The 13,795-nt window shown below is 39.2% G+C and carries 14 protein-coding genes; all 14 read right to left on the bottom strand.

Annotated elements, in window-relative coordinates:
* Positions 1 to 7: 7 nt before the first annotated feature.
* Positions 8 to 1,744 (bottom strand): ABC transporter ATP-binding protein, encoded by a 1,737-nt coding sequence (locus tag H8787_RS04565; RefSeq protein WP_187328325.1) that lies wholly within the window; start codon positions 1,742 to 1,744, stop codon positions 8 to 10.
* Positions 1,745 to 1,897: 153 nt separating this feature from the next.
* Positions 1,898 to 2,749: a DNA/RNA non-specific endonuclease gene (locus tag H8787_RS04560; RefSeq protein ID WP_187328324.1), complete on the bottom strand. Its 852-nt coding sequence runs from the start codon at positions 2,747 to 2,749 to the stop codon at positions 1,898 to 1,900.
* 207 nt (positions 2,750 to 2,956) lie between these two features.
* Entirely contained in the window at positions 2,957 to 3,133 is a 177-nt protein-coding gene (locus tag H8787_RS04555; RefSeq protein ID WP_003069742.1) for a DNA-directed RNA polymerase subunit beta, read from the bottom strand.
* Positions 3,126 to 4,406, bottom strand: coding sequence for a UDP-N-acetylglucosamine 1-carboxyvinyltransferase (murA, locus tag H8787_RS04550; RefSeq protein WP_048800084.1), 1,281 nt, complete (start codon positions 4,404 to 4,406; stop codon positions 3,126 to 3,128). Before murA ends, H8787_RS04555 begins: the two co-directional genes overlap by 8 nt.
* 37 nt (positions 4,407 to 4,443) lie before the next feature.
* Positions 4,444 to 4,674: a DUF1146 family protein gene (locus H8787_RS04545; protein ID WP_080564559.1), complete on the bottom strand. Its 231-nt coding sequence runs from the start codon at positions 4,672 to 4,674 to the stop codon at positions 4,444 to 4,446.
* Between the two features lie 103 nt (positions 4,675 to 4,777).
* The gene (locus tag H8787_RS04540; RefSeq protein WP_003069748.1) at positions 4,778 to 5,197 is read right to left on the bottom strand and encodes a F0F1 ATP synthase subunit epsilon; all 420 of its coding nucleotides are present in this window, start codon (positions 5,195 to 5,197) and stop codon (positions 4,778 to 4,780) included.
* A gap of 10 nt (positions 5,198 to 5,207) precedes the next feature.
* Positions 5,208 to 6,614 carry a F0F1 ATP synthase subunit beta gene (gene atpD, locus H8787_RS04535; RefSeq protein ID WP_039676894.1) on the bottom strand — a complete coding sequence of 469 codons (1,407 nt, stop codon included), beginning with the start codon at positions 6,612 to 6,614 and terminating at the stop codon, positions 5,208 to 5,210.
* Between the two features lie 34 nt (positions 6,615 to 6,648).
* Positions 6,649 to 7,527 (bottom strand): F0F1 ATP synthase subunit gamma, encoded by an 879-nt coding sequence (locus H8787_RS04530; RefSeq protein WP_003069751.1) that lies wholly within the window; start codon positions 7,525 to 7,527, stop codon positions 6,649 to 6,651.
* A 15-nt stretch (positions 7,528 to 7,542) separates the two neighbouring features.
* Positions 7,543 to 9,048, bottom strand: coding sequence for a F0F1 ATP synthase subunit alpha (gene atpA, locus H8787_RS04525; RefSeq protein WP_003069752.1), 1,506 nt, complete (start codon positions 9,046 to 9,048; stop codon positions 7,543 to 7,545).
* A 15-nt stretch (positions 9,049 to 9,063) separates the two neighbouring features.
* Entirely contained in the window at positions 9,064 to 9,600 is a 537-nt protein-coding gene (locus tag H8787_RS04520; protein WP_025271879.1) for a F0F1 ATP synthase subunit delta, read from the bottom strand.
* Positions 9,600 to 10,094, bottom strand: coding sequence for a F0F1 ATP synthase subunit B (gene atpF, locus H8787_RS04515; protein WP_003037243.1), 495 nt, complete (start codon positions 10,092 to 10,094; stop codon positions 9,600 to 9,602). Before atpF ends, H8787_RS04520 begins: the two co-directional genes overlap by 1 nt.
* Positions 10,095 to 10,108: 14 nt before the next feature.
* A complete protein-coding gene (atpB, locus tag H8787_RS04510) occupies positions 10,109 to 10,822 on the bottom strand; it encodes a F0F1 ATP synthase subunit A (protein ID WP_003025280.1) in 714 nt (237 codons plus the stop codon).
* 39 nt (positions 10,823 to 10,861) lie between these two features.
* On the bottom strand, positions 10,862 to 11,062 hold the full coding sequence (locus tag H8787_RS04505; protein WP_003025282.1) for a F0F1 ATP synthase subunit C: 201 nt from the start codon (positions 11,060 to 11,062) through the stop codon (positions 10,862 to 10,864).
* Positions 11,063 to 11,375: 313 nt separating this feature from the next.
* Positions 11,376 to 13,775 carry a glycogen/starch/alpha-glucan phosphorylase gene (locus H8787_RS04500; protein ID WP_039676884.1) on the bottom strand — a complete coding sequence of 800 codons (2,400 nt, stop codon included), beginning with the start codon at positions 13,773 to 13,775 and terminating at the stop codon, positions 11,376 to 11,378.
* Between the last annotated feature and the right edge of the window lie 20 nt (positions 13,776 to 13,795).

The raw sequence follows: 13,795 nt of genomic DNA, 5'->3' as shown, positions 1-13,795 counted from the left end.
TTCCCTCCTATTCTTCTGTTAGTGATTGACTATTAAACTGAGAATTAGCAATTTCGCGATAGATGTCGTTTTGTCGCAACAATTCTTCATGTGTTCCGCGCCCGACAATTTCTCCTTTATCCAGAACAATAATCTGATCTGCATCCATAATGGTTCCCACGCGTTGTGCTACAATCAATACAGTAGCATTTTGCGTAACTTCTTTGAGTCGACTTCGAAGAATGGCATCGGTCTTATAGTCCAACGCAGAAAATGAATCATCAAAGATATAAATATCTGGTTCTTTCACGACAGCACGTGCGATAGAAAGGCGTTGCTTTTGCCCACCTGAGAGATTGCTTCCCCCTTCAGCTAAATGGGTTTCAAAGCGTTCTTCCTTACTTTCGATAAAATCTCTAGCTTGTGCTACATCTGCCGCTTGTGTCAATTCTTCATAACTGGCATGTTCTTTCCCATACCGCAGATTTTCTGCGATTGTTCCCGTAAACAGCAAAGCCTTTTGTGGAATGAAGCCTATCTTCTGCCGCAATGCTTTTAGATTATAAGAGCGCACATCTACCCCATCCACTAAAATTTTTCCTAAAGTTACATCATAGAAGCGTGGAATTAACTGCACCAGAGATGATTTCCCTGAACCTGTTGAACCAATAAAGGCAATTGTTTCACCAGGTTTTGCTTTGAAGGAAATATTATGCAAGACTGGACTCTCTGTTTCACCAGGATATGCAAAGGTAACATTGTCAAACTCTAAATAACCATGACTGTCTGTCTCAGTCACACCATCTTCGTTTGGATTGATCGAAATGGGCATTTCCATTACTTCTTTTAACCGTTCACTCGAAACAGCAGTTCTAGGATACATAGTAAACAAGCTAGACAGCAACAGAAATGACAGCAATGCATGAAAACTGTATTCGATAAAAGCAACCAAATCTCCAATTTGCAAGTCTCCTGTACCTAGTGGTTTTAAAGCAAAGCAGACAATGGCAACAATCATCGCGATGATAATTTGAACAAAAAGAGGTTCTGTCAAACCAGTTAACTTGAACAGACGATTCGAATTATTCGCATAAATATCATTTTGTGAAGCGAAACGCTCTTCTTGAAATTCTTCTCGAGCAAAAGCACGAATAACGCGCAGCCCCATTAAATTCTCACGTGCGTATTGATTGATTTTATCTAAAGTTTTTTGTTGTTTTTCTGATAAAGGACGAGTCTTGACTGCTATATACCAAACGACAATGCCGAGGAAAGGAACAGAAATTGCAACAATCCAAGCCAAGGAAGGACTAGTGAAAAAAATCATCACCACACTAGAAATCATCATCATTGGTGTAATGACACCCATTTTTAGGGATTGTTCTGCGAACTGCATCAAAACAAAAGCATCACTGGTAATCCGTGTCACTAAGGATGAAACACCAATCTGCTCGTATTCATGATGGGAATACTCTTGCAATTTGTCGTAGATGTCATTACGCATATCACGCACCATACTCGTTGTCAACTTACCAGCTGCATAAGAAAGCACGATCCGCCCCAAAATTCCCAACAAAATCACAATAAGCATCACAAGCGCCCAATAATACAAACGGTTGTTGTCTTCTTGGTTAATCCCTTCATCAATCATCCGTGCTAAAACAGTCGGTAAACCGAGATTCACCACAACAAAGAAGACCGCACCAAAGAAATCCAATAGCAACCATTTGGGATATTTTTTCAAATAAGACCAAATATACTTCATGTTTCTCCTCCCTACATCATAAAATAATCCGCAATAAAAAAGCACTTATACACTTTTTAGACAAAATAGAGCGTGCCAAAGCACGCCTATGCAAAAACAGTATAACAAAAAGATGATAAAAATGCAAAAGCATATGGGCTATTAACTCCAAATTTAGTTGGTGACCGTCACTTCTCCTGTCTGATAATTTAATCGAATTCCTGTCTGTACGTTTGGCACAAAGACATTTATTTCCAAACTACCGTCGCTAGACTTGGCTTCAATATGTGAACCAACCGGTACTAAATCCTGCTCACTTGCGTAAATCAAGGTCACTCGATACCGAACTCGTTTATTTTTATCAAGAGCTTTACGTACTTTCGTTTCATAAAAATTTTGACCTGTAGAATGGCTAGCATTTGCTTGATTCGCCCAAGCCGTTTGCACCGCAATATTTTTAGGATTGCTAGTCGAAGCATCAAAGCCTTTCAAGTTACCAATCAAGGCATAACCTAGCAGATGTCCACGGTCAACTGCATGATGATATTCACCCGATAAATGCTTCACCTGATGCCAGCCAGCAGGTGTCCAAGTTGTTGAACCATTACCTGTTTCTTCACGATTCCTATACTGACGAGTAGCTTTGGACAAAAGAGCATCTGCTACCGTTGGAACAGTTCGACCTCTGACCAATTTTGTCTTATTATCCGCATAAGGAATACTTCCCACTTTAGCATCTAAATCATTTTTATTCTCATTGACAATAAAAGCCCCTGCGCCATTCCACTCGATTTTCCCTTTGAGCTGTCGTTTGACAGAATCTGTTAAAATGCTCTGTGCTAATTCTTGACTGGGTGCTGCATAATTCTTACGAATACTCCTGTTAATAGCAGTGCTGTCAGAATGCTTCGTACTGCTATGATTATGATAATTGCTAAAAGAATAACCTCCCAGCGCAAGAACAAGTGCAAGAAATACGCCTGCTACACTTTGCGCTACTTTCTGGTTGGATTTCTTTCTCGCCATTTCTACTCCCCTTTAAATAAATAGGAGGGGGTGGGACTACAAAGTCAATTTCTACGAAATCACGACTTTTGTCTCACTCCCTCAAAGTTATTGCCCTCTAAAAACTGATACACTCAACAACTAGAAGTCACGCAATTACTGCATCTTGTAATCGAACATTTTTGAATAAGAAGTTAGTTTTTATTTTGCCTCTTTTTGCTATTAAAATTATCGTCCTGTAAATTTGCTGATAATGGTATGCCATTTATCTAGTGATAAAATTGACCACGGATCCTTACCACCATATCCTACCACTAATCCAACTGCAAACAAAATCAAACCAAACAATAAGACTGCCAAAACAATTCCGACTTGTTTTTTAACATATTTCAAATTATTATTCATCGTCTTCTTCCTTCACTCGCTTAATATTTGCACCCAAATTAGCCAGTTTTTTATGAAATTGATAATAACCTCTATCTAAATGAGTTAGTTGACCTACTTTTGTTTCACCGTCTGCAACCAAACCTGTCAAAATTAGCGCAGCACTCGCACGCAAGTCTGTTGACATCACTTCAGCTCCTTGCAAAGCTTGACCACCAACGATACGAGCTGTATCTCGCATAATTTCCGAGTGTAAACCCATTCGACGCATTTCTTCCAGATGTTGGAAACGATTCTCAAAAACAGTCTCAATCATAGTGGATTCACCCTTAGCAACCGTCATCAAAACTGTAAATTGTGCCTGCATATCTGTCGGGAAACCAGGATGAGGAAGAGTTTTGACATTGACTGCTCTTAGTTTAGAAATGTCAGATTGAATACGGATACCCTCATCTTCCTCCGTAACAGACACACCCATTTCTAGCAATTTCGCAATAAGTGGACGATTATGCTCCCAAATAGCATCTTGCACAAGGACATTACCGCCAGTCATAGCAGCTGCTACCATAAAAGTCCCGGCTTCAATGCGGTCTTGTACTACACTGTGGCTTGTCCCCATCAGCTCCTCAACTCCAGTAATGGTTAGTGTCTCCGTACCTGCACCACGAACTTTAGCCCCCATTTTGTTCAATAAAACAGCTAAATCAACAATCTCCGGTTCGCGCGCTGCATTTTCAATCACTGTTACACCATCCGCTAAAGTTGCTGCCATCATGATATTTTGCGTCGCACCCACACTTGGAAAATCCATGTAAATATGAGCTCCATGCAATCGGTTAGCTTTGGCCTCAATAAATCCAGCCGTCTGCTTAATTTCAGCTCCCATTGCCTCCAATCCTTTCAAATGAAGGTCAATAGGACGACTTCCAATCGTACAGCCACCAGGCATAGAAACTTTGGCATAACCATTTCTTGCCAAAATCGGACCTAATACCACGATAGAAGCACGCATTTTACTCACATATTTATAAGGAGCTTCTTCGCTCAACGGCTGTGTAGCATCCACCGTAATCCTGTTCTCTTCTTGTTCAAAAATCACTTTTGTATTCAATCCACGAACCACATTGTTCATCGTAAATACATCAGATAGAACCGGAACATTGGTTAGAGTTGTTTTCCCTGTCGTCGCTAGAATAGTTGCTGCAAGCAAAGGCAAAACAGCATTTTTGGCACCTTCAATTTTAACCGAACCGACTAATGGATTCGAACTGCCTTGTATAATAATTTTATCCATATTTCTCCAAAACACCTATTATATTTCTTTTCTTATCCTATAAATTACTATTAAACATATCTCGTCCCAATGTATAGAGATTAAGGAAGAAAGAACTGAGCAAAAACCCTAACGCAATACTAAGCAATAAAATTAGGAATCGGATCTTAAGAGCATTGTCAGCATTCACCTTTAATAGTCTTTCCCAATTCACAACAGTAGAAAGCAAGTGAAATGAAAGAAAAATAAAAATCATGTAGCTACTAAGCGTAAAAATTAACTGAATCATATCCCCATTATACCAAAAAAATAGATGAGAGCAAACTATCAGACACAAATCAGGTACTGATAGCAAAAAAGCCATTATAAAAAGGCCAATTGGCCTTTTCGTATTATAATCTTGTTCCAACGTTAATTCGATTAATGGCACGTTGAAGGGCAATTCTGGCACGACGTTCTTGGTCAATTAAATGCTTTTCCTGTGCTTCTTCAATGGCACGCTCGGCACGCAATTTTGCTCTTTCAGCACGACTGATGTCAATATCACGAGCGCGTTCAGCAGAGTCTGCAACGATGGTAATCAAATTATCAGCAACTTCGACAATTCCACCATTCACCGCAATCCAATTGACATGATCTTCTTCATCAATCCGCTTCACTTTGACCTCATCGACAGCCAAAACAGCAATCATGTTTTCATGATGCGGCAAAATCCCCATTTCTCCATCAAGAGTTTTAACGGAAACAAACGTTGCATGATGATCAAAAACCAGACCATCAGGTGTAACGATTTGTACTGTCATTTGAGCCATAAGTCACCTCTTAGAATCCCATTTTTTCAGCTTTAGCAACCACATCTTCAATAGAACCAACGCCGCGAAAGGCATCTTCAGGAAGATGATCATATTTACCTTCAAGAATTTCTTTAAAGCCACGAACCGTATCAGCAACTGGCACATAAGAGCCTGGTTGACCGGTGAATTGTTCCGCCACATTAAAGTTTTGTGATAAGAAGAACTGAATCCGACGTGCACGAGCAACCAAGGTCTTTTCTTCGTCTGACAATTCATCCATACCCAAAATAGCAATAATATCTTGCAATTCATGGTAACGTTGAAGGACGCGTTTTACTTCTGCTGCAACAGCATAATGCTCTTCACCGACAATTTCAGGAGCAAGCGCACGTGAGCTAGAAGCAAGCGGATCTACTGCTGGATAAATACCTAATTGTACCAATTTCCGTTCAAGGTTAGTTGTTGAATCTAAATGAGCAAAAGCTGTAGCTGGCGCAGGGTCAGTATAGTCATCAGCTGGCACATAGATAGCCTGAATTGAGGTAACAGAACCTTTTTTCGTTGATGTAATACGTTCTTGTAATTGCCCCATTTCAGTAGCCAAGGTTGGTTGGTAACCCACAGCTGATGGCATACGACCAAGAAGGGCTGACACTTCAGAACCTGCTTGAGTGAAACGGAAGATATTGTCAATGAATAAAAGAACATCTTGACCTTCCACATCACGGAAATACTCTGCAATCGTTAACCCAGTCAAAGCTACACGCATACGTGCTCCAGGCGGTTCATTCATTTGCCCAAAGACCATAGCTGTCTTTTCGATAACACCAGATTCTTTCATTTCCCAGTACAGGTCATTCCCTTCACGAGTCCGTTCCCCAACACCAGTAAAGACTGAAATCCCACCGTGTTCTTGGGCTATATTATGAATCAACTCTTGAATCAAGACAGTTTTCCCAACGCCAGCACCACCGAAGAGGCCGACTTTCCCACCTTTGAGGTAGGGGGCTAAAAGGTCAATAACCTTTATTCCTGTTTCTAAGATTTCTGATGAAGTAGATAACTCATCAAAAGTTGGAGCTTTTTTATGGATTGGTTGACGTTCTGCATCTTCACCAAATGGAGCCTCCAAATCAATGGTATCGCCTAAAACGTTAAAGACACGACCAAGTGTTTCTTTCCCAACTGGAACAGAAATTGGTCGACCAGTATCTAGAACTTCCATACCACGAGTCAACCCATCAGTGGATTCCATGGCAATAGTTCGAACCACTCCATCACCAAGCTCAAGAGCTACTTCAAGGACGATTTTTGATTTATTTTCGTCATTTTTATAGACTACAAGTGCATTATTTATCTCAGGTAATTTATCACCAGCTGCAAACGAAACGTCAACGACTGGTCCGATAACCTGAGCAATTTTGCCTGAGCTCATTCTTTTCTCCTCTATCTATTTATTTTATGTGACACTATTCTAGTGCACTTGCACCCGCCACAATTTCAGTAATTTCTTGCGTGATAGCAGCTTGTCTAGCACGGTTATACTGAATCGTTAAATCACTGATAACTTTCTTTGCGTTATCTGTTGCTGTCTGCATGGCGGTCATTCCTGCTGCATTTTCAGCAGTTTTCGCATCAATAATTGCCCCATAAATCATACTCTCAGCAAATTGAGGCAACAATTGATCCAAAATGACATCTCGACTTGATTCCAATTCCAAATTCAAAACGTAGTCTTCATCTGCTTCATTTGGATCCAAATCCACAATTGGAAGCATTTGTTCAACACGCATTTGGCTTGTTAAACTATTGACGTGATGATTATAACAAACATACAATTCATCAAATAATTCGTTTTGATACATTTCAACCGTTTTGTTAATGATTTTACGGACTTCATCAAAGCTTGGTTGATCTGCTAAACCACGCAGTTCATAAATTGGTTGGAGACCACGAGCACGAAAGAAATCCGAACCCATACTTCCGATTGAAATAATGACAAAATCATCTTTATCATGGTATTCCGCAAAAAGTTCCATCATGGATTTGAGAATGGTCGCATTATAACCACCTACCAAGCCACGATCCGATGTGATAACGATATAAGCCGTTTTCTTAACCGGACGACTAACAAGCATAGGATGGTATTTGGAATTTTGAGCTTCATGTCCATGAAGTAAATCCGTCAATAATTTTCTGACCTTAGAAGCATAGATTTGAAAATTTTTGGCTGCTTCTTCAGATTTTCCCAACTTTGCAGCAGACACCATCTGCATAGCATTTGTGATTTGACTGGTGTTTTTTGTGGATGCAATTTTATTTTTTATATCATTTAATGAAACTGCCATCTGATACCTCTCTTCTTACTTGAAGCTAGACTGATTGATAAATTCAGTAATTGCAGCATCTAGAGCAGCTTCTTCTGGAAGATCTTTTGTCCGACGAATAGTTTCATAGATGCCTTCATGATGAGCATCAAAGTAATCAAACAATTCTGCTTCAAAACGAAGAATATCATCAACAGGTACACTATCCAAGAAGCCATGTGTCAATGCATACAAGATAACCACTTGTTTTTCAACTGGTAGTGGTTCATGAACAGGCTGTTTCAATACTTCTACTGTCCGACGACCACGGTTTAACTTTGCTTGTGTCGCAGCATCCAAATCACTACCAAACTTGGTAAAGGCTTCTAGTTCACGATAAGAAGCAAGGTCAATACGGAGTGTACCAGCTACCTTCTTCATAGCTTTTATCTGAGCAGAACCACCTACACGCGATACAGATGAGCCGGCATCAATAGCTGGTCGAACCCCCCCATTAAAGAGACTATCGCTTAAGAAGATTTGACCGTCTGTAATGGAAATCACATTAGTTGCGATATAAGCTGAAATGTCTCCTGCTTGTGTTTCAATAAACGGCAACGCTGTGATAGAGCCACCGCCTAGTTCATCTGAAACTTTTGCAGACCGTTCCAAAAGACGGCTGTGAAGATAGAACACATCTCCAGGGAAAGCTTCACGACCTGGTGGACGACGAAGTAAAAGTGACAGTTCACGATAGGCAACCGCTTGTTTGGATAAATCATCATAAACAATCAAAACGTGTTTACCATTATACATAAATTCTTCTGCCATTGCCACACCAGCATAAGGAGCCAAAAACAGCAATGGTGACGGTTGAGAGGCTGACGCCGTCACAACGATTGTATAATCAAGCGCTCCATACTGACGAAGCGTTTCTACTTGCGTACGAACCGTTGACTCTTTCTGTCCAATAGCAACGTAGATACAAATCATATCTTGTCCCTTTTGGTTCAAAATCGCATCAATTGCAATACTTGTTTTACCAGTTTGACGATCTCCGATAATCAATTCCCGTTGACCACGACCAATTGGTACCAAAGCATCAATCGCTTTCAACCCCGTTTGAAGAGGTTCTGATACAGATTTCCGTTGCATAACTCCTGGAGCAGGCGTTTCAACTGGGCGTGTCTTGTCTGTCTTGACTTCACCAAGTCCATCAACCGGACGACCAAGTGGATCAACAACCCGCCCAATCAAAGCATCTCCAACAGGTACTTCCATGATTTTACCAGTACGACGGATTGTATCACCTTCGCGAATATCAGTAAAATCACCTAGAATGATAATCCCAACATCTGTTGATTCTAAGTTTTGTGCCATACCATATGAGCCATTTTCAAAAATCAACAACTCACCACTCATGGCATTATCAAGACCATGGGCACGTGCGATTCCATCACCAATATAAGTGACGACCCCTGTTTCCGTGACGTCAAAATTTGGCTGGAAATTTTCAATTTGTTGCTTAATCAAAGCGCTGATTTCTTGTGCGTTAATCGCCAAAATTCACACCACTTTCTATTTCAATTTTTCTTTTACTGTTTGTAATTGACGTTTAATACTTGCATCAATTGTCTTATTATTAGCAGTGATGATAAAGCCACCAATAAGGCTCGCATCAAGTTCTTCTTTTAAGGAACGAACTTGCAATCCAAATTTTCGCTCAACAATTGGAATAATTTTGGATTTTTGAGTCTCAGATAAAGTCTGAATGGATTTAATCGTCACTTCAAATTCATTACTAATCATTTCAAGCTGATGAAGACTTTCTACTAAAATATCATAAAAAAGATCTTCACGATGATTGTGAATAATAACTTCAATGAAGTTGTCAATCAAAAGCGAATCAGATCCTTGAAAATAGCGAAGGCTTTTTTCTTTTTCTGTATCATCAACACCAATGTGCGATAGAAAGGCAACTAAGTTTGTATCATCCAAAATGTCTTTCATTTGATGAAGCTGTTCAAAGACATTTTTTTGTTGCCCTTTTTCAATCACAAGTTGGACAAAAGGTGTGGTATATTTTTCAACTACCGCAAATCTTTTTTTGTCCATTAAGCATCTCCTAGCTTGTCAATGTACCGGTCAATCAACTCTTTGTGAGCTTCTTGATCCAACTGTTGGCCTAAAATTTTACTAGCAAGATTTACAGTCAAATCAGCTACATCACCTTTAATACTGTTCAAGGCTTCTGCTTTGGTTTGAGCAATTTCTTGATTTGCTTTCTCTTTTAAACGTCCAGCTTCATCAGCTGCATCTGCCAAGATTCCTGCCTTATTTTTCTCAGCAGTTTCTTTAGCATTCTCAATAATGGTTGTCGCTTCCTGACGACTACCTGCTAATTCTGTTTCTCTTTTTTGCGCTAAATCTTCTGCTTTTTGACGAGCTGATTCTGCACCATCAATATCGTCTGAAATCTTTTTAGCACGTTGCTCAAAAGTACTTGTGATATTCTCCCAGGCAAATTTCTTGATTAAAATGATTAACAGAAGAAATGAGCCTGCTACAAGGATAAAATCCCCAATAAGACTACCTAAAGTAATATTCATCTCTTATCTCCCTTCTATTCCTCACTGTTAATTTTCTTACCTAGATACATAGATGTCAACATGGTAAATACATATGCTTGAATACATGAAATAAAGACTGAAAAAGCAGTCCAAACAAGATTCAAGACAAAAGCAATTGGATACCAACCAGCAGCTTGTTGTGATAAAGTCAACAACAAACCAGACAGAACTTCACCCGCATAAATATTACCATAGATACGCAGAGCCAGAGAGGCAAAATTAGTGAATTCTTCCAAAATATTCATTGGAGTCATTCCAGCAGGTGTCGCAAATGCCTTGAGATAAGCTTTCACTCCCCGTCGGCGAATCCCTTCAACATGACAAATTAAGGTAATCAAAAATGAAAATCCTAAGTCAAAGGCAAGATTGGCCGTTGGAGATGTCCACAAATTATAACCATTGGTTGTCTGCACTTTTGCCATCAAACCAAGATTGTTAGCTACTGCAACGAAAAGGAATAAGGAAAAGATAAATAGAGAATAATTCTTTATATATTTATCGCCAATATTTCCCTTTGTAAAGCCAATAACAAAATCATAGAGGTATTCTAAGACATTTTGTTTGCCAGAAGGCTTCAGCGTCATTTTCCGACTAGCCCAATAAACAAAGGCAAATACGATAAATACAGTTAGAAGAGACATAGCAAGTAGAGTCAAATCAAAAGTCACAGGACCTAAAGTGATAGTTGGATTTATACTTTCTTCCAACGAACTCCACCCCCTTTTCTAAAGGATAACTTTCTTTTCTTATTTAATGATGAATGACATCGCAAGTGTTACGAAGAAAGTACCTTCGATAAAGGCAATCCCCATGATCATGAGCGTTCTCAACTGACCAATGATTTCTGGTTGACGTGATGCTGATTTAAATAGATTTGCCATTAAAAAACCTTCAGCGAGCGAAACACCCATACAGGCAAGACATAATCCAAAAAATGTTAAATTCATGATGAATTCTCCTTTATGTTTAAAATTTACTTACTTAGTTTAGTCCTAAAAATTCTTTTTGTCAAATGTTTTTGTCTTTTGGAAACGTTTTATAAGGATTTACTTCATTTTCCAAAAAAGCAAGGTATTTCTGCAATAATGATAAACCTAGATAGCGAAAATACGAAGTTTGTTTCACTATAAATCTACCTTTATAAAAAAATAGTAATCTTGTTCTTATTTATTGAAATCTGATACTTCACAAAATCTTCCTCTATCAAATGAAATAAACTAACTTTTCAACAAAGAGGCTGGATAGGTCCCAGCCCCTAGCTTAATCCTTTTTCAGGTTCCAAATTTCTTTGGCGTATTGTTCAATCGTATCATCTGATGTGAATTTATCAGACGTTGCAATATTAACAAGACTCATACGCGCCCATTTTTCTTTGTCGCGATAGAGTTGATCAATCTTTTCTTGTGCAGCTACGTACGAAGCAAAGTCTTCTAGAAGGAAGTATTCATCATTGTGTGTAATCAAAGCTTCATAAATCTCAGCGCCTTCATTCCGGACATTTGGAATGGTTCCGTTTACGAAACTATCAACTACACGCCGAATGACTGGATTGTCTTCGTAGACACCGCGTGAATCATAATCATGACGTGCGTAATGGTCGTAGACTTCGTTTTTGTTCATACCGAAAATCACAATATTGTCATCTCCAACTTCATCTTTGATTTCAATATTGGCTCCGTCAAGAGTTGCCAAGGTAATAGCTCCTGTCATCATAAATTTCATATTAGATGTTCCTGAAGCCTCTTTGGAAGCAAGAGAAATTTGCTCTGACACATCTGCCGCAGGAATGATGAGTTCAGCTAAACTGACACGATAATTTTCAAGGAAAACAACTTTTAATTTGCCTTGTAAACTTTCATCATTATTCACAAGATTTGCTACTTCGTTGATTAATTTAATAACAGATTTTGCAAAATGATAACCTGGTGCTGCTTTAGCACCAAAAATGAAAACTCGCGGCACCATATCTTTATCAGGATTATCTTTCAAATCCCAATATAGCTTAAGAATATGGAGCAAATTGAGCAATTGACGCTTATAGGCGTGAAGCCGTTTCACTTGCACATCAAAGATAGCTTCCGTTGACACTTCCACTCCTGTAGATTCTTTGATGAAAGCTGCTAAACGTGCTTTAGCTTCCTGCTTAACATTATAAAATTCGCTCAAAACATGCTGATCATCTTTGTAGTCTAAGAGTCTACGAAGTTCATGAATATCCGTCCGCCAGCCCTTACCAATCAAACGATCAATTTCATTTGACAATGGTTCATCTGCAATTTGCAACCAACGACGTTGAATGATGCCATTCGTTTTATTATTGAATTTTTCAGGATAAATAGCATAAAAATCACGCAACGTATCTTCTTTGAGAAGTTCTGTGTGAAGTTTGGCCACTCCATTGACCGAATGACCGCCAATAATCGCCAAATGTGCCATGTGGATTTGATTATCTTTGACAATCCGAGTATGTTCAATCACTTGTGGGTCAATGCCACGCGCAGCCATATCAGCAATATAACGATTGTCAATTTCAAGAATAATTTGATAAACACGAGGAAGAACATTTTTAAAGAGTTCCGCATCCCATCTTTCTAGGGCTTCTGAAAGGATGGTATGATTGGTATAGCTCATCGTCTGAACTGTCGCATTCCAAGCGTCTGCCCATTCAAGACCGCAATCATCTAACAGAAGTCGCATAAATTCTGCTGGTGCAACTGCTGGGTGTGTATCGTTAATATGAACCGATACCTTTTCATGAATTTGCTCTAAAGGCAGACCTTGTTTCCGATAGGATTTGATAATGGTCTGCAAACCGGCACTGGTCATGAAATATTCTTGAATCAAGCGTAGCTCTTTTCCTTCATAACTTGAATCATCTGGGTAAAGAATGGCTGTAATATCCTGTACCTTGCGACGCGCTTCAATCGTTGGATAGTCTAATTCATATTCTTCAGGAATTTCGACATCCCAAAGACGAAGATTGTTGACAACGTCATTTCCAAAACCAATTTGTGGTACATCGTAAGGTACTGCACGGAGAGTTTGCGAATTTTCATAAATGGGAAGCATTCGCCCTTCTTTGTTGGCTTGCAGATAGACATTTCCAAAGATTTTAACATCTACAACATCATGATCCTTACGTGTTTCCCAAACATTTCCGAGACTACCAAACCAATCATCAGGCAACTCGACTTGGTAACCGTCCACAATTTTTTGTTTGAATAATCCATAGCGATAGCGAATTCCATTACCAAATCCAGGATAACCTGTGGTTGCCAATGAATCCATAAAAGCTGCTGCTAAGCGACCCAAACCGCCATTCCCTAGCGCCATATCGTACTCAGCCTGTTTGACAGCTGTGAAATCAACACCTAATTCATCAAATCCTTCTTTGACAACATCGAGGATTCCAAGATTTAGTAAATTGGTTTCCAGCATTCGCCCAGGCAAAAATTCAATAGAAAAGTAATAAGCAATTTTTTGCTTGTCTTCTACTAATTTGTTTCGTCGCTCCAACCACATAGGAGTGATGTATTTACGAATTGTACGTGCTAAGGTTTGAAACAGTTCTGCCGAAGTGGCATCTTCTACTTTAATCAATTGTTCTTCATGCAAAATGTCCTTAAAATCATGAAGAAACTGCTCTTTTGTTAGTTCCATTTCTTAACGGCAAACTCCTT

This window comes from Streptococcus sp. NSJ-72 (assembly GCF_014334035.1).
GTDB lineage: Bacteria > Bacillota > Bacilli > Lactobacillales > Streptococcaceae > Streptococcus > Streptococcus constellatus.
Note: the sequence above shows the minus strand (reverse complement) of the source record. Positions and strands in the feature narration are given on the sequence as shown.